Genomic DNA, 25168 nt, shown 5'->3' with positions numbered 1-25168 from the left:
ATGGTAAGCTGCTACCATTGTGGGCAGGATATTCCACCTGGTGAAAAGGTGGTTAAGTCTATTGAAGGTCAGGAACGTGAGTTTTGTTGTCACGGCTGCGGGTCAGTGTGTGAAACAATTCATGCGGCTGGCCTTTCTCATTTTTATCAACTATCCCCAGATACGCAACGCCCGGTAGCGCCTGACCTTCAGCAGCTTGCCTCAGTCGATTTTTTTGACTATGACGAAGTCCAAGCTGATTTTGTGAATCAGAAGGGGGCGCAGCGTGAAGTGACCTTGATGTCTGACTCCATTCATTGTGCTGCCTGTATATGGTTAATAGAGCACACTCTCGCTAAGATGGACGGCATCAGTTATGCCAATGTAAACTTTACCAACAAACAAATCAAACTTCGCTGGAATCAGCAGCGCATCAAGCTTTCCAGTATTCTTAAAGAACTTGCCCGTATTGGCTATGAAGCTAGGCCTTACGATGCGGCTGAGAGTGAGAAAGCCTATCGAAAGGCCAACCGCAACCTGCTCTATAGAATCGGTTTTGCCGGCTTTGCTTTGATGAACTCCATGTGGTTTTCAGTCGCGCTCTATACCGGTGCGCAGGATGATTCAAGTTATCGTATATATTTCTATTGGATGTTGTTTTTCCTCGCTGGGGTTACCTTGGTCTATTCTGCACAACCCTTTTTTAAAGGGGCATGGCAGAGTTTAAAAGCGAAAACGCTTGGTATGGATTTTTCAATATCACTGGGGTTGTTAGTAACCTTTATATATTCTACTTGGGTAATGCTGCACCCTGAGGAGTTTGGGCGTGCTTTTTTCGGTACGGTCATCGATTTAACATTCTTGTTGCTGATCGGCCGTTACCTTGAGGCTATATCCAAAAATCGTGCCTTAGATGCCACAAAACGTCTAATGGATTTGCAGCCGAAGATGGCTCGCCAATGGTTGCAGGGTGAGGAAAAAATTACCCCTGTTAGTATGCTTAAGTTAGGCGAGGTTGTTAGAGTCAAGCCGGGTGAGAAATTTCCAGTTGATGGCTGTGTGGTCAATGGTCAGGGCAGCGTAAACGAGGCTATGCTAAGTGGCGAGTCGCGAGAGGTCTTTAAGCAACAAGGTGATAAGGTCGCAGCCGGTACCATCAACCTCGATGGTAGTCTGGATGTGGCGGTTGAGGCTACCCTGACAGATACCAAGTTAGGTCAAATTATTCATTTGGTGTCCGATGCGCAAGGATCCAAAGCAGGCATTCAGTGTACGGGCGAAAAAATTATGCCTTGGTTTGTAACGGTTACCGTGTCGTTAGCCGTGGTAGCATTTGTATTCTGGTATTGGCAGGCAGGTATAGAGGTGGCCGTAATGGCCGGTACGGCTGTGTTGATAATAACCTGCCCTTGTGCCTTGGGTTTAGCAACCCCTATGGCTATGGCTGTTGCCGCAGGTGTATCAGCTAAAAATGGTATTTTAATTAAAAATACCGTGGTACTTGAAACACTTAATGAGGTTGAACATATTGTTTTTGATAAAACTGGGACGCTAACGCAGGGCAAAATGGCATGGGTTGACCAGAGTTGGTTATCAGAGGGTAATATCACTGATGTGGTAAGTGTCATGGCTAAGATCGAGCAGCAGTCTGAACACAGTCTTGCTCAAGCCATAGTTGACTATGCTAACAAGCAGGTGCCCAATTGGTCCAAAACAGCTGATTGTGAAGATTTTAAAGCCTGGCCAGGTCAAGGGGTTTCTGCTAGATCTGGACAACATCTATGGCACTTAGGCACCCAAAAATGGTTTAACGAACAGGGTATTTTTTGCCCTGATCGGCTAATAGCGCAAGCTAATGAGCAGGCAAGCCTAGGTCGTACCAGCATGTGGGTGGCACGAGATCAACAGGTACAAGGCGTCGTGTTCATTGAAGATGAACTACGACCAGATGCTGTGGCGCTGATTAAACGGTTAAAAGCACGAGGCAAGCAGCTAACCATCCTAAGCGGCGATCGTCAAGAAGTCGCTCAAGCCGTTGCTAAACAGCTTGGTGGCATGAATGTGATTGCTGAAGTCATGCCAGAAGATAAAAATAAAGCTATCGCTGATTTACAATCACAAGGTTTACGTGTTGCAATGGTAGGTGATGGTATTAATGATGCACCGGCACTGGCGCGTGCTGATGTAGGTATTGCAATGGGTACCGGGACGGATGTGTCAATGGATTCGGCTGATATTGTGTTATTGCATAGTCGATTACTTGCGATTGATACGGCATTTGATTTAGCGAAGCGTACTCTAAAAACAGTGAAAGAAAATATTGCCATTTCCATTGCTTATAATGTCACCATGGTGCCACTAGCGATGGCAGCAATGTTAACGCCGGTTATTGCATCGATTACTATGCCTTTAAGTGGGTTGGTTGTGATTTTAAATGCAATGAGAATAAGGCGATTCTACAAAGACGGTCAGGCGCGTCATCCACGTTTTCGTGAAGCTGACTTAGAAGAAATACAACAAAAGGTGTAGTCATGGAGATTATTTATATAACAATTCCGCTGGTGCTGGTTGTCGGTGCGTTGGTCGTAGCCGTTTTTATTATGATGGCTAAAAGTGGCCAGTTTGATGATATGGACGGCGCAGCACATCGAATGTTGATGGAAGAAGATGTGTCCGCCGATGCACAAGAAGCTGCGGGCGGTAAAAAAGTAACCATGCCAGGTGATGTGAATACAAAAAAGACTGATATAGAAAATAAGCTATAACTAAGCGCGCCAGAAAGTGCGCGTTAAAATAACCAGCAAGGTAAAAATCTCTAAACGCCCTAATAGCATTGACAGGGTTAGTATCCATTTTTGTGGATCGTTAATTTGACCAAAATTATCAGCCACTTCGCCTAAACCGGGCCCCAAGTTATTCAATGTAGCTGCAGTAGCCGAAAAGGCCGTGACCTGATCCATTCCGAATGCCATCAGCAATAATAGGATTACCGTAAAAGTCGCTACATAAAGCGCAAAGAAGCCCCAAACAGATGACATCACCCTTTCTGAAATTGCGCGCCCATTGAGTTTAACAGGCATGAGCGCGTTAGGGTGCATTAAACGCTGCACTTCTCGCACGCCTTGCTTTAATAGTAATAAAAAACGAATGACTTTAATACCGCCCCCCGTAGATCCAGCGCTACCGCCGATAAAGCTCATCAAAATCAGCATAACAGGTAAAAAACCAGGCCAGGTCGCAAAATCTGCGTTTCCAAAGCCTGTTGTTGTAGCGATGGAAACGGTCATAAAGCTGCCATAGCGAAGTGCTTCAGCCCAACTCGGGTAAACGGCTTGCCAGTATAAATAACCAGTGCTGATTAAAATGCCGATCACAAGTACGGTGGTGTAAGTTTTAAATTCAGGGTCGGTCAGGTAAGTACGTACTTCAAGGGTTCGGAATGCTCTAAAGTGAAGTGCAAAGTTAGCGCCAGCTAAAAACATAAAGAAAATCGCGATAGCTTCGATTAACGCACTATCAAAATAGCCAATGCTATCGTCATGGGTTGAGAAGCCGCCAATTGCAACGGTTGAAAAACTGTGACCTATCGCGTCAAACCAATTCATCCCAGCTAGTTTAAATGCAGCGGCACAAGCAACGGTCAGGGCAACATAAATTAACCATAGCGTTTTGGCCGTTTCGGAGATACGAGGTGCTATTTTATTATCTTTGGTCGGGCCAGGCATTTCAGCACGATATAACTGCATGCCACCAATGCCTAGCATGGGTAAAATGGCCACGGCTAAGACGATAATCCCCATTCCTCCGAGCCATTGTAATTGTTGACGATACCATAAAATAGCATGGGGCATGTTATCCAGCCCGCTCAGTACTGTTGCACCTGTGGTGGTTAAGCCAGAAAAGGATTCAAATACCGCATCGGTGATGCTAATAGGTACCTCTTCTTCTAACACCAGTGGCAAAGCCCCTACCAACCCCAGTGCAGTCCAAAACATGACCACCACAATAAAACCATCGCGAATTTTTAGCTCACGTCTTTCATGGCGATTAGGGTACCAAAGCAGCAGGCCTGCTAATAAGGTTAAGGCCAGCGCGCTGGCAAATGCCCAGTGTGCGCCATCTTGGTAAATAAGTGCAATAATAATGGGGGGCACGAGGGTCACGCTGTAAACCATCAGCAATAACCCCAAAATCTTAATGATCATCGAGTTTTGCATGATTAGCGCAGCCAGCCTCGTTTTTGTTCGGGCGAAAAGAGCTCAGCGATAGATTGGGTGCGGCTGCGATCAGTTAAGAATAAGATCACATGGTCTTCTGCCTCAATGACCAGTTCTCGGTGCGCGAGCATCACTTTATTATCACGAATAATGCAGCCAATGGTAATGTCTTGTGGCCAGTCTACATCAATGAGGCGTTTGCCGATAATTTTGGATGAATTCTCGCTGCCATGTACAATCACTTCCATCGCCTCAGCGGTGCCGCGTCTGAGTGTGAACGCTTTAACCGTATCGCCTTTGCGCATATAGTGAAGCAAGTTATTGGTGGTGATACGATCCGCTGAAATGGCAATATCAATTGAGTTTAAATGGATGAGGTCGAGATAAGATTGATTGTTAATCAGCGCAACAACGCGTTTAACGCCAAGTTTTTTTGCCAACATCGACGAAATGATATTGGCCTCGTCTTGATTCGTTACGGCGATAAATAAATCAATCTCGTCGATGTTCTCTTCAATTAACAGGTCTTTATCTGCAACGTCGCCATTAATAATAATAGCATGATCAAGCACCTCGGCAATTTCTCTAGCACGGCTAATGTTATGTTCAATAATTTTGACTTGGTGGCTATTTTCAAGTTGCTTGGCTAGGTTAAATCCGACATGCCCGCCGCCTGCAATCATAATATTGCGGGCACGCTTTTGTTTTTCACGTCTAAATTCTTCTACAATTTGTGAAATATCATGCGGCTCAGCCATGAAAAATACTTCATCGCCCACTCGAATGGTTACATCCCCAGTGGGCATAACGACTTCATCCTGACGGTATATCGCGACAATTCTAAAGCGTAATCGACTGGGTAAATGGTGTTTGAGTTCAGCAATTTTTTTGCCCACCAAGGGGCCACCGTTATGTGCTCGCATTGCAACGAGTCGTACACGTCCTTCTGCAAAATCAATCACTTGCAGTGATCCTGGGTAATTGATTAATTGCATGATATAGTCGGTGACAAGTCCCTCTGGACTAATCAAGACATCAATTGGAATCGCGTTATCATGGTGATTCTTATCAAATAGCTCGGCATGCTCTAGATAACTGGTGCCGCGGACGCGAGCGATTTTAGTGATGCCTTTTTGCATAATATGAGCTATTTGGCAGGCGCAAATATTGGTTTCGTCATTTTGGGTTGCGGCAATCAGCAGATCGGCTGTTTCTAGACCGGCTTGAATTAAAATATCGGGGTGAGAAGCATGACCATGAATGGTACGAATGTCTAGGCGGTCTTGCAGGCGCTGCAGGTGACTATTGTCTAGGTCAACGAGGGTAATGTCGTTATCATCGGTCACCAGTAGTTCAGCAAGCGATGAACCCACTTGGCCAGCACCTAGAATAATTATGTTCATTGATGATGTTTCCTACAAAGGATCTTTTGGATCGATTTCGAGGGTTTTGAGTTTGCGATAGAGATGCGTGCGCTCTAATCCAGCCGTTTTTGCGGCTTCGCTAACGTTACCTTGGGTTTCAAGTAGTAATTTTTTTAAATACTGTGCTTCAAATACTTCTTTGGCCTGTTTAAGGGGAACAGAGGTATTAATCTGAACTTCATTATAGTGTTGTAAGTGTTTTTGGGTCAACATCTGTTGGATTTCGGTTGGGGTCAGTTGATGTGTTTGGCCAAAAATAAGTAACCGTTGCACGAGGTTTTTCAGCTCGCGAACATTACCAGGCCAGGCATGTTGTTTAAGAATGTTAAAATCCTCTTCGCTGAACTCACGTTTAGGTAATCCTTCTTGGGTCACGGATTGTTCGACAAAATGGGTAACCAGCTCAGGAATATCATCAAGCCGTTGACGAAGTGGCGGAACCATAACAGGCATCACATTGAGACGCTTATACAGGTCTTCTCTAAACAGCCCTTTCTCTACAAGCGGTGCAAGATCTTGTTGTGTTGTACACAAGATTCGAATATCAAGCTTGGCCACTTTTTTGGCTAATTCGTCCTGTTGGTTAGCAGAAAAGATCAGTGTGGCAATAAAATTTTGCGCATCAGTGCTAAGTTGATCAAGGTGAGAGATAACAAGGGTACCGCCTTTTAACGGCATCAGTAAACTGGGTTGATCTTGATTAATTTGCCAAGCCGCAAGGTTGTGAGATAGTTCATTGGCATGGATTTCACTAAAGCGCGCCTGTTGCCTTGTGGAATGGTTATGCAGTGATCTAGCAAACAAATGTTTTCCCACACCAGCTTCGCCGCTGATCAAAACTGGCATCGTGTATTTCGCTAGGCGAGTGACCGTGTCACGTAATTCACGCATGGCTTTGCTTTTACCTAATGGTAGGACTTGGTCAGGTTGCTGGCGTCGCCAAGCAGAGTTTTCTGATTTTAAACGATTGTGCTCAAAGGCACGTTCTGCCGTTAAGATCACTTTGGCTAAGGACAAGGGTTTTTCTAAAAAATCATAAGCACCATGACGGGTTGCATCCATGGCGGTTTCAATGGTGCCATGTCCAGACATCATAATAACGGTAGTATGCTCTAACCAATCGTCATGCGCCATGGTTTTTAACAGCGTTAGCCCATCCGTGTCAGGCATCCAGATGTCTAAAAACACCACATCAGGACGATGTTCTTGCCATAACTGTTGTCCATGAGTGCCATTACTCGCACATAAAACGTCATAGCCCTCTTCGTCAAAAATTTCTTTCATTAACAGACGAATGTCTTTTTCATCATCAATAATTAACAGCGTACCCGTCATTTAATGACCATCCTTGTTAAGGCGATTAAAGCAAATTATAAACTCTGTTCCTTGTGAGTGGGTGTTGAGTTCAATATTTGCTTGGTGTTCTTCAATAATTTTTTTAACAATGGCCAAGCCCAGCCCTGTTCCTTTAGGTTTGTTCGTGGCATAGGGTTCAAATACCCAGTTATCTGCGGCATTTGGGATGCCCGGACCATTATCCTTGACGGACAAGCAGAGGCGCTCTGGTCGATTGATAAGGCGCGTTGAAATGTGAATTTGGGGGTCTGGGTGGTGTTCTAGTGCTTCAATCGCATTTTTAATCAGGTTATGTAACAGCTGTCGAATGCGATTGGTATCGGCCAAGATCATAGCTGACTCGGCGCACAGACTGAGCTGCAGTGCATGGCTGGGCAGGCTGGCTTGGTATAAGGTTGTAATATCCGTTACCAGGTCATTAAGGTCTAAGGTTGTCAAATTGAGCTCGGGAGTATGGGCGTAGTCGCTAAACGCTTGCACGAGTTCTTGCATGCTTTGAACCTGCTGAGTAATCGTCCGTGTCATACGATCAAGTAAAGCTTGGTCAGGTGTATCAAGCTTAGGTGCTAGTTTGAAGGCTAAGCGTTCGGCACTGAGCTGTATAGGCGTGAGTGGGTTTTTAATTTCATGTGCAAGACGGCGAGCAACATCGCCCCATGCGGCATGACGTTGTGCTTGAACTAAATCGGTTATATCGTCCAGTACCAATACATAGCCAGCTAACTGGTGATCTTGGGTGGTTAAACTCGCACCTTGTACGCGCAAAATGTGTTGTTGATTATTGATTTGCAACGTCACTTCAAATGTCCAGTTTTTGTGGTTCTTTAGCTCATTTGTGTCAAGGTTCGTTTGTGGTTTTTGAAGTTTTGTGACCAACTTCGCCGTTAACGGAGCCAAGTGGGGGTCATGAATATCGTTAAAGACTTCACTAAAAACCTGTCCAGATAAAGGTTGATGGTGAAGCTGTAAAATATCTACAGCGCGATTATTAAAGGTTCGCAGTCGTCTTTGGGTGTCAAAGGTGATCACCCCATTAGTTAGGTTACGAATAACGGCCTGAAAATAGAGTTTTTCTAATTCTGTCTGATGATGATTAAGTTTAATGTCGTTACGTGCTTTCGCTACCTGCTGGGTCATAACGTTAAATGATTGGATTAAGCGTCCAAACTCATCTCGGCGTTCAACTGGCATGACGGTAGTGTAATCACCATCAGCAACGCGTTGAGTACTTTGTATCAATTGTCGAATGGGTTTAGTTAGGTTTTGTACCGCCTGGATAGTAAACAAAATAGTACTGACTAGGGTACCTAAGACCACTAAAAAAAGTAGCAGACTAAAGCTAGTTTTAAGTGGCTGACGCAAGTAATTGAGCTCTTGATATTGGCTTTCGGCCAGTCGAACCGATTCGGCATAGCGCGTAATATGATCGGGTACGGTGAAAATAGCTTGGAGTGCGAGTGTCTGATTTAAAAAAGGATCGATCACCGGTACCAGGACTCGAATAATATCTAGCTCAGTATCGAGATGTGTTTCTAGTGCTGCATAGTTGGTGCGTTGACGGATTTGTTGCAGCAAATTATCGGCAGGGCGTTCGGGCAGGATGGTTAAACCAAATTCATTACTAAACGCAATCAATTGGCCATTGCTTTGATAGAGTGCAACCTCTTGCGCATTGAGAGCTTCACGCACCTCATTAATCGTAAATGCAGGTCGCTGAATTAGGGCGTCACGAAATTCGTCTTTAATGCGTAGGGTTGCGTTTAGTTGATCCCGTGTTGTGTTATCAAGGTTGGTTCGAACCAGTGAGCTGGCATCTCTTAAGGCTTGTTCCGTTTGTAAATCAAACCATTGGTCAATGCTTTGGTGAATGACGCTCAGAGAAAAGTAAAATAAGATAATAATGGGCACCGCAAGTAGTAATGAGAGTGTACCTGATAATTGCACGGTTGTTTGAATGCCGGATTCGCCACGCTGATACTGTCGATAAAGTTTAATAAGGCTTCGTGCCAAAATAGCGATTAACACCAAACTGGCTATCAGACTAAAAGCCAGTAAACCCAGGTAATAAGAGACGAGATCAGGTGCGTGCTGTAATAGATAGCGCATCACAAACAGGGCGCTAATCAGCAACAAGGTGCTCATTAAAATCCAGCCGTAGTCACGAAAAAACTGTTTACTTCGTCTTAGCACTCAAAGCCTTCCTAGTGTAATGGGTGTTGTTCGCCAGCCGCTTGATAATCGCCAATCAGGATTAAAGAGTGCGTGCGTGAGTAATGGGGCATTGAGTTGCCAATGATCTATCGAAAACCTAAGCCGCACTTGATAGTCTAGGCCAGGATGAAGCCGTGACATGCTGATAACAGGAAAGCTTTGTAGGCGTGTAAGGGTGTTCAGTGCTTGGTTGATATCTTGAAAGTGAAGCAGGTTACCATTTCGTTGATTATATAGCGTATAGCGTTGATAAAAACCTGAGTAACTAAGCTCTGTAAGGTATTCAAGACGGGTGATAATGGGTCTATGCCAGGCCATTAAGCCAGACTTAAGCTGACGCACTTCAACTTCTGTGCGAATGTAAACGGTAATGCCTTTATCTATGGCTTCTAGCAGGCCTGCTGACAGCGCAATATCGCCTTGGGCATCCAGTAATAACTGTTCGTTTTGTTGCGATTCATTTAAATGAATGATGTTGATATGGCCTGGTGTGGCAGCGGCCATAAGCGGCCACCAACACACTAGGCTCAACCAAAAATAGTTAATGCTTTTCAAGTAACGCATAGTAAAAACCATCCATGCCCGCCTGACCGGGCAAAATCTGCCAGCCTAGTGCCGAAGCTGAGGTTAGGTCAGCAGGCAAGTTAATGGGAATAAGCTGCGCATCTGCATAAGCGGCCAAAAACGCACTGATTTGGTCTGTGTTTTCTTGCGGCAAAACCGAACAGGTCGCATAGAGTAAGCGGCCACCGGGTTTAAGCGTCGTCCAAAGTTGATTGAGCAGGCCTGCTTGAATGGGCAGCAGTGCGGCAATATCCTCAGGGCGACGGTGCACTTTGATGTCAGGATGACGTCGAATAATACCGGTAGCCGAACAGGGCGCGTCCAATAAAATTTTGTCAAACAGTTGGCCATCCCACCAATCGCTTAGGTTTGCTGCGTCAGCGGCTTTAAGGCAGGCATGAAGCTGCAAGCGCGCTAAATTTTCGGCGACACGGTCTAAGCGACTCGCGTCTTTGTCTAAGGCGGTCAAGTCGAGTTGGTTTTGGGCAAACTCTAATAAGTGAGTCGTTTTACCGCCGGGAGCGGCACAGGCATCGAGTAGCCGTTCACCTGGAATCGGTGCGAGTAATCGCGCGGCTTGTTGTGCCGCCATATCCTGCACACTAAACCAACCTTCCGTATAGCCAGGTAGGCTGGTAATATCGGTGGGCTGCTGGAGCACAAGCGCATCGGCACTAGCTGGATGAGGTTCAGCGAGAATGCCTGCATCAGTGAGTTGTTGATGAAGTGCGTCAAACTGGCATAGGTAACGGTTGACCCGCAAGGTAATCAACGGATTGCGATTGTTGGCAGCGAGCAGCTCAAGATAGTCATTCGGATAGGCTTGAACAAATTGATCTACCAACCATTGCGGATGGGAATGAGCAATCGCCGGGGTTGCGGGCAGATTGGCCAATATCGCATCTTGTTCACGAATAAATCGGCGCAATAAGCCGTTTAACAAGCCTTTTGCCCAAGGTTTTTTCAGCTTTTGGGCCACTTTCAAGGTTTCGGCTACCGCCGCATGACTAGGCGTATCTAGATATAGAATTTGATAAAGCGCTAGCAAAATCAAGCTGTTAACATCTTCATCCTTAGCACGCATCGGTTTGTCGAGTAGCTGTGCACGGATCGCCACTAGTCGGTCATACCAGCGTAAACACCCAAAGACCAGATTTTGACAAAAAGCCCGGTCGCGGCGGTCTGCAATCTTAGCTAAAACCTCTGGCATCACTTGACTCAATGATTGGCCGTGTTGGGTAACTTGCAATAGGGCTTTGAGCGCGAGTTGTCGTGACATTAGCGCAGTACCTGACCGATGAGATTGCGCGCTTGAGCAAAGTCATAGGCACTCATCGGTTTCTTGCCAGCCGGTTGCACCTGGGTTAAGCGCACCTGCCCTTGGCCACTGGCGATATACAGCCCTGTTTTATCTAATGCCACGATTTCACCCGCTTGGTGTGACTGTGCTGTCGCGCCAGTCGTCACAGTTGCTTCAAGGGCCTGCGCGTTTAACAAGCGCAGGGGTTGTTCCTCTAATAACGCAAACGCCATCGGCCAGGGGTTATAGGCGTGGATTTGGCGCACGATATTTATCGCGTCGGCTTGCCAATCAATTTGGGCTTCAGCTTTGGTGAGTTTAGCGGCATAGCAGGCCTGCTGATCGTCCTGTACTTGCGGCGTTAAAGCGGGCAATTGCGCAAGGGCGGTCATCAAGGCTTGCGCACCCAACGGGGCCAACTTATCGTGCAGGTTTTGCGCGGTATCCTCGGGATGAATGGGCAGTTCAGCCTTATAAAGCATCGCGCCGGTGTCCAGTCCCGCATCCATTTGCATAATCGTAATTCCGGTGACCGCATCACCAGCGGCAATGGCGCGCTGAATCGGTGCGGCACCCCGCCAGCGTGGTAATAGCGAAGCATGGATATTTAAACAACCAAGTTTCGGCGTGGCCAGTACCGCAGGGGGGAGCAGTAAACCATAGGCAACCACGATCATTACATCGGCTTGATAGGCTGCTAAGGTCGCTTGCGCTGCAGTCGTTTTCAGTGATTCGGGTTGCTCTACCGGTAATTGATATTCAAGCGCAAGCTGTTTAACCGGGCTAGGCGTTAATTTGCGCCCGCGTCCGGCAGGGCGATCCGGCTGAGTATAAACCGCGACCACCTCATGCTCGGAGGCTAATAAAGCGCGTAAAGGCGCCACCGAAAATTCCGGGGTGCCGGCAAATACAATCCGATAGCCCATTAATTTGCTCCTCGTTCAGCGGCTTGCATTTTCTTAAACTTATGCAGCAAGCGTGTGCGTTTCAGTGCCGACAAATGGTCGGTAAACAGCACACCGTTTAAATGATCTATTTCATGCTGAATGCAGACCGCTAACAAATCATCGGCAATCATTTCAATCGGTTGGCCATCGCGGTTAAGCGCACGCACTTTAATATGGCGCGGCCGTTTGACTTCACCATAAATGCCGGGCAGGGATAAACAGCCTTCCTCCCAGCTAATTTCGCCATCGGTGCCGATAATTTCAGGGTTAATCAATGCTAAAGGTTTTGAATTGTCTTCGCTGACATCCACCACAATGATTCGTTCTTGCACGGCAATTTGCGGGGCCGCTAAACCAATGCCTGGTGCCTCGTACATGGTGTAAAACATATCGTCAATCAGCTGATCAACCCGGTCGGACATGTCGGCCACGGGGCGACATTTTTCACGCAATCCTGCATCAGGATATAAAACAAGCTCGAGTTTTTGCATATTAGTAGTTATACTTATATTTTAAATTATACATCCTCCTATTATAGCGAAATTATGACCAGTCCACTTACCGACCTACACACAAGTTTTAGCCTCGAAGCCGCGCCAGACCTTTCACCCACTTTAATCAAGCGTTTGGTGCTAGGACAAGCAAGCTTTAAGAACCTCACCGCGCTAGTGCACGCCTTTCCTAGCTGGAGCGCGATGGCACAGGCGGATCAGCAGGCCTGGTCACATCAAGCAGGCTGGCGTCATGAAGCAGCTAAACGATGCTTTGAGGTGAGCACTCAGGCGATTGAAGCCTTGGACAATTGGCTGTTACAACCGCATCATCACCTGGTTTTATTGGGCGATGCGGCCTATCCGCCGCTATTAAAAACCATAGTAGATCCGCCAATTGCGTTATTTGTGCAAGGAGATATCGGCTGTTTGCAACGCCCGCAATTTGCGATAGTTGGCAGTCGTCACGCGACACGACAAGGTCTCAAAATGACCGAAGATTTTGCCTGTGCGCTGGCCAATGCCGGGTTGCAGGTTGTCAGCGGACTCGCGCGAGGTATTGATGCGGCGGCACACCTTGGCGGTTTAGCAGGCCTGGCTGGCACTATTGCGGTGGTCGGCACGGGGTTGGATCAGGTCTACCCAAAAGCGCATCAGCGTTTAGCCGCGCAAATCAGTGAACAAGGTGCGCTCATCAGCGAATACCCGCTCGGTACGCCGCCCTTGCGCCATCATTTCCCACAGCGCAATCGCATTATCAGCGGCATGGCACTGGGTTGTTTAGTTGTGGAGGCGGCTTTGCAAAGTGGTTCGCTGATTACCGCACGCCAAGCCCTAGAGCAGGGGCGAGAGGTGTTTGCCATTCCGGGATCCATTCAAAATAGCCTCGCTCGCGGTCCGCATGCCATGATTCGTCAAGGGGCAAAACTGGTTGAACAGGTTGACGATATCCTAGAAGAACTAGTGCCTTTGTTGCAAAAACACCAAGCGCTAGCCTTAACCCCATCACATGAAGACGCGAAACTACCTGCCAGCCCTAATAGCCCTAGCAGGTCTGCTACGCATTCATTAGCCTTAGATCGTTTAACCACTGCAGAACGGAGTTTATATCAGCTGATGGAATATGAAGCGGTATCGCTAGATCAACTGATTAATTTGAGTCATTTGAGCGCCGCAGAGGTACAAAGTAGTATGATGATGCTTGAATTGGCGGGCTTGTGCCAAGCCCTGTCAGCCGGGCGATGGCAGCGCTGCTAAATTCTGTTTTGCAAAGAGTCTGTATATTTCGCTTGAGCAAAGTGAATGATTGCGGCTAAACTTAAAGCGTGGTTTAGAACGGTTTAGATCGCTGTTTTCGTTTTACTCATTTAAGGGAGCAAAAGCATGATTAAAAAATGGTTTGGTGGCGCATTAGCCGCGATGGTACTAGGTGTGGCCAGCATGGGTGCGCAAGCGAGCATGATTTCAAATGCCGAATTAGCGGCCGTTGAGGCACAGCTTGAATTGCGTGATCAAGTGATGCAGCAAATTACCCGTGCCGATGTGCAGCAACAGTTAGTGGCGATGGGTGTATCGGTTAAGGATGTTGAGCAGCGTATTGCCGCGATGACCGATGCTGAAATTGCGCAATTGCACAGTCAATTACAAGACCTACCAGCGGGTGCCGGTGTGATTGGTATCGCTTTGTTTATTTTTGTGGTGTTTGTGATTACTGATGTGATTGGTGCAACGGATATTTTCCCGTTCATTCAACCGGTTAGATAATGACAAGATTCGCCGTTTTAGGGCAACAAAACACCCGGCTTTGGCTGGGTGTTTTGTTTTTAATTGGCCTGTTTGGACTCACGAGTCTATCCGGTTGTGCCACACCCAAACAAAGCCAGGCCTGGTTACAAACCACCGATGCGCCGGTGCAGTTTGAATTAGTGGATGTGCCTTTTTTTCCTAATCAAGATTACTATTGTGGGCCGGCTGCGCTCGCTAGTATGATGTCTTATCAAGGCGAGGCGGTGACGCCAGAGCAGCTTATTAATCGCTTGGTGATTCCGGCTAAAGAAGGGACGTTACAAATTGAGCTGAGCGCGGTGGCGCGCCAAGCCGGTTGGTTGCCTTACCAAATTGAGGGCGATTTAGCCGCCTTAGAACAGGCGGTCGTTGCCGGCTATCCCGTGTTGGTGTTGCAAAATCTCGGTTTAGATTGGGCGCCCAGGTGGCATTATGCAGTGGTGGTAGGCTTTGATCGGGCTAACAGACACTGGATACTGCGTTCTGAACAGGACCCTCGACGCCTGACCGCTGCGGGGGTGTTTGAACGTACTTGGGCGCGCGGCGGCTATTGGGGCATGGTCTTAGCTGATCCATCTGCACCGCCCCCTTTTGCGCAAGCGCGCCCATGGTTTCAGCGTGCGTTTGATTTAGAGTCTGTCGGCCAGCTTGATGCAGCGCACGCCGCTTATGCCTCAGGCTATCAGCGGTGGCCAGCATTTTTGCCCTTTGGTCTGGCGTTACTAAATAATTATTATGAGCAGCAGGCCTGGTCAGCAGGCGACGCGTTATTAGCGCAACTTTGGCAACAGCATCAAAGCTCGGCGCAATTATGGAATAACTGGGCGGTATGGCTGTCAGCGCAAGGGTGTCCTAGTTTGGCGCAACAGGCATTACAATGCGGTTGGCAACGTCAACCGGACGCACCGTTTTTAATCAATACAGCGCTAAATTTAGGTCTGCCTGAGTTAGATCAGCTTCCCCCGCTTTCTTTTACTGATTGTGGGTTCTTGAAATGTGGGCGTTAAGTAAAATTGAGTTTTAGTTTTGATTTTTTTGGGTATTGCGGCAGTTTTCGGTAGAATGCCTGCATTTGAATGCAAAACAATTTGTTTAGGTTAATGTGAATGAAGAACTTAGTCATTGTGGAATCGCCGGCCAAGGCTAAAACTATAGAAAAGTATTTAGGCAAAGACTTTGTCGTACGTTCCAGTTATGGGCATATTCGCGACCTATCCAAAAAAGGCATGGGCATTGATATTGCCAACCGTTTTGTGCCGAGTTATGAAGTGTCTCCAGACAAGAAAAAAAATGTCACAGAGTTGCGTAAGCTCGCCAAGCAAGCGGAGGTGGTATGGTTAGCAACGGATGAGGACCGCGAAGGGGAAGCAATCGCTTGGCACTTGGCTGAGGCGCTTAAGCTTGATGTCGCGGATACCAAGCGCATTGTCTTTCATGAAATTACCAAACCTGCTATTACTCAAGCGGTCGCTAATCCACGCCAAGTTGACCTGAACTTAGTGAATGCGCAGCAGGCACGGCGTATTCTTGACCGAGTGGTGGGCTTTGAGTTGTCGCCTATATTATGGAAGAAGATTCGCACCGGCCTATCAGCAGGGCGAGTCCAGTCAGTCGCCGTGCGTCTTATTGTAGAGCGTGAACGTGAAATCGATGGTTTTACACCGACCTCAAGCTTTAAAGTGTCTGGTGAGCTTTATACCCTTAATGCCCAAGGCAAACCCGATGAAACCTTGCCGGTTAAGCGTCTAGCCGCGTTTGATGACGAAGCCAGTGCCCAAGCCTATCTAACTAGCTTAACGGGCGCGACCTTTAGTGTCGCGCAGTTAGATCAAAAACCGGCTAAACGTTCACCAAAACCGCCGTTTACCACCTCGACTCTACAGCAGGAGGCATCACAAAAGCTGGGTTTTTCGGTTAAACAAACTATGGTGATCGCGCAGCGATTATATGAGTCTGGCAAGATCACTTATATGCGTACCGACTCGGTGAACTTATCAGAAGTGGCGATCGGTCAGGCAAAGGAAGTGATTACGCAGCGTTTTGGCGCCAATTACAGTCATCCTCGTCGTTATAAAACTAAGCAAGCTGATGCACAAGAAGCGCACGAAGCAATACGCCCAACGGATCTTTCGCTTGCTGATGTAGCGGGCGAGCGTAATGAGCAGCGTTTATATCAATTGATTTGGGCACGCGCCTTAGCATCACAAATGAGTGATGCAGAGCTATTGCGTAGCCAGGTTGATATTGCGATTTCACCCTCCAAAAATGAATTGTTAGTAGCCAAGGGTGAAGTGGTGACCTTTGAAGGTTTTATGAAGGTGTATAACCTGGACGGTGCAAAAGATAAAGATGTCCTGCTACCCGCATTAGAAGTAGGGCAAACTTTGCAACCAGGCCTGCTACAAGCCAAACAAAGCTTTAGCCGTGCGCCGGCGCGTTATAACGAAGCCAGTCTCGTCCGAACACTTGAAGAAATGGGTATTGGGCGCCCTTCAACCTATGCGCCAACAATCGATACCATTCAACAGCGCGGTTATGTCATCAAAGAGGATCGAGAGGGCGTTCCACGTTCGGTGCGTTTATTGAGCTGGCAAGATGGCAAAACTACCGCTGAAACGCTGGAAGAAAAAACAGGTAGTGAGAAAAACAAGTTATTTCCCACCGATATTGCTGGCATAGTGAATGACTTCTTGGTTAAGAATTTCGGCGAAGTATTAGACTTTCAATTTACGGCACAAGTTGAAGCCAAATTTGACCAAATTGCGATGGGTCAGCAGGCCTGGCAAGACATGCTGGAAGATTTTTATGGTAAGTTTCACCCCAATGTTGAGCAGGCCGAAACCTTAACCCGTGAAGAAGCGGGACAGGCTCGACTATTGGGTAATGACCCTAAAACCGGTAAGCCGATGTTGGTCAAAATTGGCCGCTTTGGCCCGTTTGTGCAGTTAGGCGATGGTGAGAATGATGAAAAGCCCACATTTGCCAGCCTCAAGCCCGGTCAAAAAATGGATACCATCAAGCTTGAAGAAGCACTTGAATTATTTAAACTGCCACGCACCCTAGGCAAGATGCCGGAAGCCTATCATGCCACGGCAGCAGATGGTACGCCCTTTGGCGTTGATAAAGGTCAGACGATCATCGCTAAACAAGGACCGTTTGGTCCTTACTTAGAATACGGTGAGAAACGCTACGCGCCAATTAAAGGTTATGACCCCTTGAGCATTACCTTAGACGAAGCTGTTTTAATCATTGAAGCAAAAATTCAAGCAGACGCCGATAAAATCATTCGTAGTTACCCTGGCACAGATGTCAAGATTCTAAAAGGGCGCTGGGGGCCTTATATCACGGATGTGGCCACCAAAGTAAATGCTAAGATTGCTAAGGACGAAGACCCAATGAGTTTGTCTTTGGAGGCGTGTCAACAGCGCCTTGCTGACGCACCGCCGCCTAAAAAACGTGGTCGAGCTGCCGCTAAAAAGGCGCCGGTTAAGAAAACCGCTGCTAGAAAGCCAGCGGCTAAAAAGACTGCAGGCACGACTAGGCGCACTAAGAAGTAACTAAACAATATTAATCTTTAAATTGTAACCTTTTAACTCCCATTTAGCTTAACGAGAAAGCAATGAAAAACACGCTGAATGCACTATTGATTACGGCTATTGAGAACCTGCAAGCAGCGCAGGTTTTGCCACAAGATATTCATTATACGCTGCAAATTGATGCGACTAAAAACAAGGCGCACGGCGATTTTGCCACCAATCTAGCCATGATGCTTGCTAAATCCGCCGGTATGCCGCCGCGTGCGTTGGCTGAGAAATTAGTGGCGGCTTTGCCGGAACATGAATCGGTTACTAAAACGGATATTGCTGGCCCCGGATTTATTAACTTTTTTGTTAATGAACAAGCCAAAATGGCGGTGGTAACGCAGATTCATCAACAAGCGGCTCAGTTTGGTCAAACCAGCACTGGGCAAGGTGCATCGGTATTGGTGGAGTTTGTGTCTGCTAACCCTACCGGACCATTGCATGTAGGACATGGTCGGGGCGCAGCCTATGGCGCGAGTTTAGCCAACCTACTGGCCTTTGCCGGTTATCAAGTTACCCGCGAATACTATGTGAATGATGCCGGTCGTCAAATGGATATTTTAGCCACCTCGGTTTGGTTACGTTATCTTGAGTTGTGTGGCGAAACCTTCCGTTTTCCCAGCAACGGTTATAAGGGCGACTACATCTACGCGATTGCGCGTCAACTAGAAGGCAAGTTCGGTCAAACCCTGCGCAAGCCAAGTTTTGAAGTGATGGCTGGTATTGTGCCTGATGATGGAGAAACCGATGCCCAGGGACAACCTGGCGACAAAGAACGCCATATAGATGATTTAATTGCCAAAGCTAAAGCGTTATTAGGTGCACAGGATTATGAGCATGTATTCAATATGGCTATACATGATATTCTGGCTGATATTGAAGAGGATCTAGCAGAGTTTGGAGTCAAGTTTGATAACTGGTTCTCCGAGCGATCTTTGATGCATTCAGGCGTGGTGGATGCCGCGATTGAAAAACTGCAGCAAGCTGGAAAAATATACGAACAAAATGGCGCGCTCTGGTTCCGTTCAACGGATTATGGTGATGAAAAAGACCGCGTGGTGGTGCGCGAAAATGGTATTAAAACTTACTTTGCGTCAGATATTGCCTATCACTTCAACAAACTTGAGCGCGAGTTTGAAACCCTGATTGATATTTGGGGTGCCGACCACCATGGTTATATTCCGCGCGTAAAGGCAGCGATGGATGCTATGGGAACAAACCCGGATGCCTTGCAAGTTCAGTTGGTGCAGTTTGCTATTTTGTATCGTGGTGGCGAGCGTGCGCAAATGTCCACGCGCAGTGGTCAGTTTGTCACCCTGCGCGAATTGCGTGATGAAGTGGGTAATGATGCCGCGCGTTATTTTTATGTGTCGCGTAAATCCGAACAACACATGGACTTTGACCTAGATTTAGCCAAATCCAAATCCAATGAAAATCCGGTTTACTACATTCAATATGCCCATGCGCGCATTTGCAGTGTTCTTCAGCAGGTGAGCGAAAAGGGGTTTAGCGCGTTTGATGCGCAAGCAGGCCTAGCGAATCTTGCCTTGTTAACCACTGAGCACGAGCAAGATGTTGCAGCAAAACTGGCGCAGTTTCCCGAATTAATTGGCCGTGCGGCTGAGGCGCGCGAACCCCATCAAATTGCCTATTATTTGAAAGACCTCGCGCATGCACTGCACAGCTACTACAATGCACAGCCGTTACTCGTTGAAGATGATGCATTGCGCAATGCACGTTTGTCGCTTTTAGTAGCGATTAAGCAGGTGTTGGTTAACGGTTTAACCTTGCTTGGGGTTAGCGCTCCAGAGCGTATGTAGTGAGTTGTCATGGCGCGTGACTATCGCTACGGCCCGGGACAAAAACCAGGTTATCAACGTAAATCACAGCAGACCCAAGCGGTTCCTGAAAAGTCATCGAGCGGCAAGCCGCTTACAACTAAAAAATTTATTTGGCTAGTTGTTGGTTTAAGTCTTGTGTTAGCGCTAGCCTTTTATGTGACCAATCACTTTAAACAGCATGGCCCTAAAAATCAGTGGTCACAAGCTGAGTTAACCGATCAGGCCGTTAGTGAAGAGCAGGTATTTATATCTACAGCTAAGCAACAGCCAGTGGAAATCATGCCTGAAGAAGACCTAGTTGAACCCACAACTGATGTGGCTTTACCTTCTACTAGTTTTCGATTTTATGAGGATTTGCCACGACTGGCTACCGTTACGGATGTTGAACCCTTACCTGTTCAGCTGCCGGATCCGATGTGGATTCAAGCGGGCTCTTTTCGCCGCCTTGAGCAGGCGCAACGCGAACAGCAGCGTTTATCTACTGAAGAGCGGGTGATGCAAATCGCCCCCATTGAAACGGAAAATGGAAAATTCTATCGTATTGTATTGGGGCCCTTTACTGACCGGCTTGAGTTAAACCGTCATCGTAATGCGTTACGTCGTTTAGGTGCTGATACGCGTGTAGTACAGGTTGCGCCTGAAAGATTAATTAATAATTAGTAATAATGCTTATTTTTATGGGTTTAATGAGAAAGTTTTACGGTATACTATAAGCTTTGGTCATTGTTGCGTTAATTGACACTACTCTAAATTAAAGGTTATCCCATGTTTAATCCACAGCACCTAGATGGCATCGTTAAACAAGTACTAGACGCGATTCCGGCTGAAGTCGGTCAAGCGCCCGAACAATTTAAAGCGCAAGTCAAAGCTAAAATTCAGCAGACCTTGCAGGAGATGGATCTCGTCACCCGTGAAGAGTTTGAGATTCAGCAGCAAGTCCTGGCAAAAACCCGCGCTAAATTAGACGCGCTGGAAGCAAAGTTGGCCGCTTTTGAGCAAGCGAGCGAGGCAGCCAACCCATCTGGTGATCAATCAGCTTGAGTGTCGCGCGGGTTTATTGTCGTACCCAAACGGGTCTTGCCGCTGAACGGGTCACCATTGAAGTCCATGCGGCTAATGGCTTGCCCAGTCTAACTCTGGTAGGCTTGCCAGAGGCGGCGGTTAAAGAAAGCAAAGACCGGGTGCGCAGTGCCATTTTAAACAGCGGTTTTGACTTACCGCCGAAGCGGATTACCATCAATCTTGCTCCGGCTGATTTACCCAAGTCAGGTAGCCGTTTTGATTTGGGTATTGCGCTGGGTATCTTGGTGGCGACTGGGCAATTAGCCATCGCCCGTCTTGACGAGCACGAGTTTTATGGCGAGTTGGGACTGGAAGGGCAGGTTCGTAGCTGCCAAGGTTTGTTGCCGGCGCTGGTCTCCGGTGCTAAGGCGGGTCATAAACTGGTCTTGCCAGCGGACCTGGCTGATCAGGCTTGCTTATTAGATTATGCGCATTGCGGTTTAGCCGATAATTTACGCCAAGTCTGTGAGTATCTAGCTGGTGAAGCGCAACTCAATCCATTGCCCACCACAACCCCTGTGGTGCAAGACTACCCATTTGATCTAGCCGATGTTCAAGGTCAGGCGCAAGCGAAGCGCGTCCTTGAAATCGCCGCAAGTGGTCATCACTCGTTATTAATGGTTGGCCCACCAGGGGCGGGTAAAAGTATGCTGGCGCAACGTTTGGTGAGTTTGTTGCCGCCGCTAAATCGTGATGAAGCTTTGGAAGTCGCCCAACTGCATTCCTTGGCTGGGCAGCGAATCACCGCTGCCCAGTTTTTGAATCGACCTTGGCAAGCGCCGCATCATTCGTCATCGGCTGCAGCGGTCATAGGCGGCGGACAAACGCCGCGGCCAGGGGCCTTGTCCTTAGCGCATCATGGCGTCATTTTTTTCGACGAAATGCCCGAGTTTAAGCGCGATGTCCTCGAAGCTTTGCGCGAGCCACTCGAAACGAAACAAGTGAATATCGCCCGCGTAAAGCAACAAGTCAGCTATCCATGTAACAGTCTGCTCATTGGCGCGCTCAATCCAAGCCCGTCAGGTTATTTTGCCGATGATCCGCGTTGTAAAGAAACCCCTGACCAAATTTTGCGCTATCAACGAAAATTATCCGGCCCCATCCTCGACCGTATTGACATGCATCTGCAATTACCGGCGGTGGATTTAGCCGAGTTAGCTAAACCACAACAGTCAAAATCAGAAACATCACAGACTGTGCGAGCCAGGGTGGCCGCAACGCGTGCGCGTCAACAGGCGCGGCAAGGTTGTCTAAACAGTCAGCTCAGTGCGCAACAATGTCAAGATTTACCTATTGCCCAAGCCGATCGAGACTTCCTTGCCAGCGCGCTCACTAAACTCGGCTTATCCGCTCGCAGTTATCACAAAGTCCTGCGTATTGCGCAAACCCTAGCCGATATGAGCGCGGCGGAGCAGATAAGCCGTGGCCATTTGGCCGAAGCCTTGGGCTATCGCAATTTAGATCAACTTGGAGGCAGCCAGTAATGGCCATTGAAGGGATGCTCATCGCTGCGTTTATTGTTGGCTTACTGGGCGGGGTACACTGTTTAGGCATGTGTGGTGGGGTTGTGGGTACGCTCACCTTTAGCCTATCGCCGCAACATCAACTCAGTCAGTGGCGCATGTTGCCCTATCAATTCGCTTATAATTTAGGGCGCATTAGTAGCTATGTCATTATTGGTGCCCTGATTGGATTATTAGCGGCTTCCTTATCAACGCTGGTACCGTTTTTGCCGTTTCAACAAGCGTTACAGGTTTTTGCCGGCTTGTTTATGATTGCGCTAGGCTTGTATTTAGGCGGTTGGTGGTTAGGCGTGGCCGCCGTTGAGCGGGTGGGGGCAGGCTTATGGCGTCGCCTGCAACCCTTTACCCAAAAACTGACCCCGGTACGCACCTTGCCGCAGGCCTGGTTGTATGGTCTGGTTTGGGGATGGTTGCCTTGCGGACTGGTTTACAGTGTACTGATTATGGCCTTTAGTGCCGCCTCAATGACCCAGGGCGCGCTGGTCATGTTGGCGTTTGGTCTTGGTACCTTGCCTAACTTAATGCTGATGGGCGTGTTTGCGTTTTACTTTACCCGTTGGGCGCGATTAACCTGGGTAAAACGCAGCGCCGGTGCAACCGTGATGGCAATGGGCGTTTGGCAAATTTACCAAGCCTTAAGTATTAACATTCACTAGTATCAGTATTCAATAGTGCGTCAATGAATAACGCGTTTTAACTATTCTTTATCAAGGAGCGAGTCACGCAATGATCAAACAACAAGGCGTTTTGGGGCGTGTAGCAGGCCTGCTAGTCACCTTAATTTTGGGTTTAATTCTGCTTGGTTTGTCAGGATGTGACAAACCCGCCAGCGGTCTAGCCGATTTATCGCAACCCATTCAGGTGTCCCTGGTTGAGCACGAAGAGATGGGCGGTCACACTATTGAACGCCATGTCGCTAAAAGTGATGCCTATTTAATTGAACGTTTGCAGCGTGATGCGCGTCTTAATACCACCTCAACCTTTAGTAACCTGGCAGTGGCGGAAGCCTCGGTCAATGCGGTGCTTAATCTACAACGTGAACAGGTGGCACGTTGGTGGCAGGGCGAGCTGGCACGACAAGCCTTTTTTGCGCGGGTGCCTACCCATGGCAGCTATATTACCCGGGCACAACTGGAAGCTAATCCGAATGCGCAGCCGCAGTGGGTGCCAGAAAATGCGGTGGTGCGGGTGGTATTGGTGCGCCGTGGCGATGATTTTTTTGTATTAACCGCCTTCCCACAACCGGATTAAAGGTGTTCAATTGGACTGGCAAGCCCAAATGGATTTTTTAAATACCTATCCCGAGCTACACAGCTTGCTGGCGGCCTACATCGCCATTGAAGACGGCGCTGAGAAGGGCCATCAGCAGGCCTGCTTACAGTTATTTAGCCAAGAAAACCCGCGAGCGCTCACAAAGCTGAACGACCAGCTTGCTCATCTGCTCGCGCAGGGCGATGCGCAACAACAATGTCTAGCCGTTAAACTAGCCGGTCACAGTCTGCCAGCCCAGCAGGCGCAGGCCTGGTTAATCCAATTACAAGCCGATTTATTACAGTCAATCTAGCGGAGGTCACTCAATCATGACACTGTATCAATTATTGCTTATCGTGCCTGCGGCACTCTTAATCATTGCACTCGGTATGGTTATTTTGGCGTTTTTCCAATATCGCCCAGAAGAAATCTTCCAAACGGTGGTCGCTTGGTTTAAAGCCCATGCCTTTATGCTCGCCATTTATGGTGGCGTGCTCGTGCTAATCGGTGTGTTTTTGCTTTAAGTGTTATGCTCGCCGCCAAAACGGGTTAGGTCAAAATTCTGATGCTGAGTTGTTTATCATTGCTTAATAGCATAACTTAATATAAGCTTAGTTTTAACAATGTTATTACTTTTAAGGGATGGCCATGCACACAACGCTTAGAAAAATTGGAAACTCCCGTGGTGTTATTATTCCCTCAGTCATTATTGAACAACTTCATATTGAAGAAGAAATAGATATGATTATCAAAGACGGTGCGCTTATTTTAAAGCCCTCCACCCCGCTCAGAAAAGGATGGTTTGATAACTACAATCCAAGTAAAGATGTTGAGCCCTTAGCCACGATGACTGAACTAGACAGTGAGCAAGAGGATTGGGAATGGTAAAAAGAGGCGATGTGTATTGGGTAGAATTAGATCCAACGGTTGGCTCTGAAATAAGAAAAACGCGACCTTGTTTAATCATTTCACCTGATGATATGAACAGTGTTTTGCCACGCGTAATCATTGCCCCCATCACATCAAAAGGTCAAGCATTGGGCTGTCGTCCAGACATTGTTTTCAATGGAAAGCAGGGCAGGATTCTTCTAGACCAAATCCGTACGGTGGATAAAAAACGACTAAAAGATCAGATGGGATCCATCCCCTTAACTTTATGGCACGATACCTTAATTCAAATGCTTTCGTAACTAAAAGTATTACCAGCCACGGCGCCCTAGCGCTAGATTGCTCTCTAAGCCACAATCGGTACCAGCGGTGGTTCGTCATTGGGCTGATGATCAGGTAACTCAATCGCCGGTAGGCCTTTCAGCGCACGCAATCGATTACACTCCGGATTAAGCGAGCCATCGTCTAGCCACAAGGGAAATTCGCGGCAGGGCGTAGGGCGCTGCGCGTAAATTTTGCAGCTCACACATTCGCCCAAGGTGCCTTCCAACGCCACACAGCGGGGATTAGGCTGGTTGGTGCCCTGCATACAAATATAATTATTATTAATTTTCTCCGTCAGCTCAACCGGAACGCAGCCGCCCAAAAAAGGATCGGCTTCAGACCAATAAAAAGACACCCGAAAATGATGACAGCAGGCACCGCAAGACAAGCATGGATTAAAGTCATCCATACATCACCTCATAAA

General features: G+C 47.6%; 25 protein-coding genes. 16 read left to right on the top strand and 9 right to left on the bottom strand.

Going from position 1 to position 25168, the window contains the following annotated elements; genetic code table 11:
• Both BM293_RS05505 and ccoS read left to right on the top strand, forming a co-directional pair.
• Entirely contained in the window at positions 1–2508 is a 2508-nt protein-coding gene (locus tag BM293_RS05505; RefSeq protein ID WP_093447417.1) for a heavy metal translocating P-type ATPase, read from the top strand.
• Between the two features lie 2 nt (positions 2509–2510).
• The gene (gene ccoS, locus BM293_RS05500; RefSeq protein WP_093447416.1) at positions 2511–2744 is read left to right on the top strand and encodes a cbb3-type cytochrome oxidase assembly protein CcoS; all 234 of its coding nucleotides are present in this window, start codon (positions 2511–2513) and stop codon (positions 2742–2744) included.
• Here ccoS and BM293_RS05495 read toward each other — a convergent pair whose 3' ends face one another.
• The 8 genes from BM293_RS05495 to def are packed head-to-tail and all read right to left on the bottom strand — an operon-like array spanning position 2745 to position 12489.
• Positions 2745–4196, bottom strand: a complete 1452-nt coding sequence (locus BM293_RS05495; RefSeq protein WP_093447414.1) for a TrkH family potassium uptake protein — start codon at positions 4194–4196, stop codon at positions 2745–2747. It lies immediately after the preceding gene.
• 2 nt (positions 4197–4198) lie between these two features.
• Entirely contained in the window at positions 4199–5599 is a 1401-nt protein-coding gene (trkA, locus tag BM293_RS05490; protein WP_093447412.1) for a Trk system potassium transporter TrkA, read from the bottom strand.
• Positions 5600–5611: 12 nt separating this feature from the next.
• A complete protein-coding gene (locus BM293_RS05485; RefSeq protein WP_093447411.1) occupies positions 5612–6955 on the bottom strand; it encodes a sigma-54-dependent transcriptional regulator in 1344 nt (447 codons plus the stop codon).
• A complete protein-coding gene (locus tag BM293_RS05480; protein WP_093447409.1) occupies positions 6956–9166 on the bottom strand; it encodes a sensor histidine kinase in 2211 nt (736 codons plus the stop codon).
• On the bottom strand, positions 9167–9691 hold the full coding sequence (locus BM293_RS05475) for a DUF4390 domain-containing protein (RefSeq protein WP_234968911.1): 525 nt from the start codon (positions 9689–9691) through the stop codon (positions 9167–9169). It lies immediately after the preceding gene.
• A gap of 37 nt (positions 9692–9728) precedes the next feature.
• A complete protein-coding gene (rsmB, locus tag BM293_RS05470) occupies positions 9729–11030 on the bottom strand; it encodes a 16S rRNA (cytosine(967)-C(5))-methyltransferase RsmB (RefSeq protein WP_093447405.1) in 1302 nt (433 codons plus the stop codon).
• The gene (gene fmt, locus BM293_RS05465) at positions 11030–11977 is read right to left on the bottom strand and encodes a methionyl-tRNA formyltransferase (RefSeq protein ID WP_093447404.1); all 948 of its coding nucleotides are present in this window, start codon (positions 11975–11977) and stop codon (positions 11030–11032) included. The genes rsmB and fmt overlap by 1 nt, the downstream gene beginning before the upstream one ends.
• A complete protein-coding gene (gene def, locus BM293_RS05460; RefSeq protein WP_093447402.1) occupies positions 11977–12489 on the bottom strand; it encodes a peptide deformylase in 513 nt (170 codons plus the stop codon). The genes fmt and def overlap by 1 nt, the downstream gene beginning before the upstream one ends.
• 54 nt (positions 12490–12543) lie before the next feature.
• Between def and dprA the strand changes: the two genes are divergently transcribed.
• The 14 genes from dprA to BM293_RS05390 all read left to right on the top strand — a co-directional run bounded on the left by dprA (position 12544) and on the right by BM293_RS05390 (position 24722).
• A complete protein-coding gene (gene dprA / locus BM293_RS05455; RefSeq protein ID WP_093447400.1) occupies positions 12544–13746 on the top strand; it encodes a DNA-processing protein DprA in 1203 nt (400 codons plus the stop codon).
• 126 nt (positions 13747–13872) lie between these two features.
• Positions 13873–14253 (top strand): DUF6627 family protein, encoded by a 381-nt coding sequence (locus tag BM293_RS05450; RefSeq protein WP_093447399.1) that lies wholly within the window; start codon positions 13873–13875, stop codon positions 14251–14253.
• Positions 14253–15281, top strand: coding sequence for a PA2778 family cysteine peptidase (locus BM293_RS05445; RefSeq protein WP_093447397.1), 1029 nt, complete (start codon positions 14253–14255; stop codon positions 15279–15281). The genes BM293_RS05450 and BM293_RS05445 overlap by 1 nt, the downstream gene beginning before the upstream one ends.
• Positions 15282–15380: 99 nt before the next feature.
• Entirely contained in the window at positions 15381–17831 is a 2451-nt protein-coding gene (gene topA / locus BM293_RS05440) for a type I DNA topoisomerase (protein WP_093447395.1), read from the top strand.
• A gap of 62 nt (positions 17832–17893) precedes the next feature.
• Positions 17894–19675, top strand: a complete 1782-nt coding sequence (gene argS, locus BM293_RS05435; protein ID WP_093447394.1) for an arginine--tRNA ligase — start codon at positions 17894–17896, stop codon at positions 19673–19675.
• A gap of 9 nt (positions 19676–19684) precedes the next feature.
• The gene (locus BM293_RS05430) at positions 19685–20356 is read left to right on the top strand and encodes an SPOR domain-containing protein (RefSeq protein ID WP_093447392.1); all 672 of its coding nucleotides are present in this window, start codon (positions 19685–19687) and stop codon (positions 20354–20356) included.
• A 105-nt stretch (positions 20357–20461) separates the two neighbouring features.
• Positions 20462–20737, top strand: coding sequence for an accessory factor UbiK family protein (locus BM293_RS05425; protein ID WP_093447390.1), 276 nt, complete (start codon positions 20462–20464; stop codon positions 20735–20737).
• The gene (locus BM293_RS05420; protein WP_093447389.1) at positions 20734–22242 is read left to right on the top strand and encodes a YifB family Mg chelatase-like AAA ATPase; all 1509 of its coding nucleotides are present in this window, start codon (positions 20734–20736) and stop codon (positions 22240–22242) included. Before BM293_RS05425 ends, BM293_RS05420 begins: the two co-directional genes overlap by 4 nt.
• Positions 22242–22937 (top strand): sulfite exporter TauE/SafE family protein, encoded by a 696-nt coding sequence (locus BM293_RS05415; protein WP_093447387.1) that lies wholly within the window; start codon positions 22242–22244, stop codon positions 22935–22937. Before BM293_RS05420 ends, BM293_RS05415 begins: the two co-directional genes overlap by 1 nt.
• Positions 22938–23007: 70 nt before the next feature.
• Positions 23008–23532: an RNase A-like domain-containing protein gene (locus BM293_RS05410; RefSeq protein ID WP_093447386.1), complete on the top strand. Its 525-nt coding sequence runs from the start codon at positions 23008–23010 to the stop codon at positions 23530–23532.
• 10 nt (positions 23533–23542) lie between these two features.
• Positions 23543–23845: a hypothetical protein gene (locus tag BM293_RS05405; protein ID WP_093447384.1), complete on the top strand. Its 303-nt coding sequence runs from the start codon at positions 23543–23545 to the stop codon at positions 23843–23845.
• Positions 23846–23861: 16 nt separating this feature from the next.
• Complete coding sequence (locus BM293_RS05400; protein ID WP_093447383.1) at positions 23862–24056, top strand: hypothetical protein; 195 nt, start codon at positions 23862–23864, stop codon at positions 24054–24056.
• Between the two features lie 124 nt (positions 24057–24180).
• The gene (locus BM293_RS05395) at positions 24181–24420 is read left to right on the top strand and encodes an AbrB/MazE/SpoVT family DNA-binding domain-containing protein (RefSeq protein WP_093447381.1); all 240 of its coding nucleotides are present in this window, start codon (positions 24181–24183) and stop codon (positions 24418–24420) included.
• Complete coding sequence (locus BM293_RS05390; RefSeq protein ID WP_093447380.1) at positions 24414–24722, top strand: type II toxin-antitoxin system PemK/MazF family toxin; 309 nt, start codon at positions 24414–24416, stop codon at positions 24720–24722. Before BM293_RS05395 ends, BM293_RS05390 begins: the two co-directional genes overlap by 7 nt.
• A gap of 44 nt (positions 24723–24766) precedes the next feature.
• On the opposite strand, the gene BM293_RS05385 is transcribed toward BM293_RS05390, so the two are convergent.
• The gene (locus BM293_RS05385; protein ID WP_093447378.1) at positions 24767–25153 is read right to left on the bottom strand and encodes a YkgJ family cysteine cluster protein; all 387 of its coding nucleotides are present in this window, start codon (positions 25151–25153) and stop codon (positions 24767–24769) included.
• Positions 25154–25168: the final 15 nt, after the last annotated feature.

It is taken from the genome of Thiomicrospira sp. ALE5, from assembly GCF_900112445.1.
Taxonomy (GTDB): Bacteria; Pseudomonadota; Gammaproteobacteria; order Thiomicrospirales; family Thiomicrospiraceae; genus Thiomicrospira.
Note: the sequence above shows the minus strand (reverse complement) of the source record. Positions and strands in the feature narration are given on the sequence as shown.

What these genes read in the sequence shown, in the direction of transcription:
- BM293_RS05505 (WP_093447417.1), top strand. Translation starts at nt 1, where the DNA reads ATGGTAAGCTGCTACCATTGTGGGCAGGATATTCCACCTGGTGAAAAG.
- ccoS (WP_093447416.1), top strand. Translation starts at nt 2,511, where the DNA reads ATGGAGATTATTTATATAACAATTCCGCTGGTGCTGGTTGTCGGTGCG.
- BM293_RS05495 (WP_093447414.1), bottom strand. Translation starts at nt 4,196, where the DNA reads ATGCAAAACTCGATGATCATTAAGATTTTGGGGTTATTGCTGATGGTT.
- trkA (WP_093447412.1), bottom strand. Translation starts at nt 5,599, where the DNA reads ATGAACATAATTATTCTAGGTGCTGGCCAAGTGGGTTCATCGCTTGCT.
- BM293_RS05485 (WP_093447411.1), bottom strand. Translation starts at nt 6,955, where the DNA reads ATGACGGGTACGCTGTTAATTATTGATGATGAAAAAGACATTCGTCTG.
- BM293_RS05475 (WP_234968911.1), bottom strand. Translation starts at nt 9,691, where the DNA reads ATGGCCGCTGCCACACCAGGCCATATCAACATCATTCATTTAAATGAA.
- rsmB (WP_093447405.1), bottom strand. Translation starts at nt 11,030, where the DNA reads ATGTCACGACAACTCGCGCTCAAAGCCCTATTGCAAGTTACCCAACAC.
- fmt (WP_093447404.1), bottom strand. Translation starts at nt 11,977, where the DNA reads ATGGGCTATCGGATTGTATTTGCCGGCACCCCGGAATTTTCGGTGGCG.
- def (WP_093447402.1), bottom strand. Translation starts at nt 12,489, where the DNA reads ATGCAAAAACTCGAGCTTGTTTTATATCCTGATGCAGGATTGCGTGAA.
- dprA (WP_093447400.1), top strand. Translation starts at nt 12,544, where the DNA reads ATGACCAGTCCACTTACCGACCTACACACAAGTTTTAGCCTCGAAGCC.
- BM293_RS05450 (WP_093447399.1), top strand. Translation starts at nt 13,873, where the DNA reads ATGATTAAAAAATGGTTTGGTGGCGCATTAGCCGCGATGGTACTAGGT.
- BM293_RS05445 (WP_093447397.1), top strand. Translation starts at nt 14,253, where the DNA reads ATGACAAGATTCGCCGTTTTAGGGCAACAAAACACCCGGCTTTGGCTG.
- topA (WP_093447395.1), top strand. Translation starts at nt 15,381, where the DNA reads ATGAAGAACTTAGTCATTGTGGAATCGCCGGCCAAGGCTAAAACTATA.
- argS (WP_093447394.1), top strand. Translation starts at nt 17,894, where the DNA reads ATGAAAAACACGCTGAATGCACTATTGATTACGGCTATTGAGAACCTG.
- BM293_RS05430 (WP_093447392.1), top strand. Translation starts at nt 19,685, where the DNA reads ATGGCGCGTGACTATCGCTACGGCCCGGGACAAAAACCAGGTTATCAA.
- BM293_RS05425 (WP_093447390.1), top strand. Translation starts at nt 20,462, where the DNA reads ATGTTTAATCCACAGCACCTAGATGGCATCGTTAAACAAGTACTAGAC.
- BM293_RS05415 (WP_093447387.1), top strand. Translation starts at nt 22,242, where the DNA reads ATGGCCATTGAAGGGATGCTCATCGCTGCGTTTATTGTTGGCTTACTG.
- BM293_RS05410 (WP_093447386.1), top strand. Translation starts at nt 23,008, where the DNA reads ATGATCAAACAACAAGGCGTTTTGGGGCGTGTAGCAGGCCTGCTAGTC.
- BM293_RS05400 (WP_093447383.1), top strand. Translation starts at nt 23,862, where the DNA reads ATGACACTGTATCAATTATTGCTTATCGTGCCTGCGGCACTCTTAATC.
- BM293_RS05395 (WP_093447381.1), top strand. Translation starts at nt 24,181, where the DNA reads ATGCACACAACGCTTAGAAAAATTGGAAACTCCCGTGGTGTTATTATT.
- BM293_RS05390 (WP_093447380.1), top strand. Translation starts at nt 24,414, where the DNA reads ATGGTAAAAAGAGGCGATGTGTATTGGGTAGAATTAGATCCAACGGTT.
- BM293_RS05385 (WP_093447378.1), bottom strand. Translation starts at nt 25,153, where the DNA reads ATGGATGACTTTAATCCATGCTTGTCTTGCGGTGCCTGCTGTCATCAT.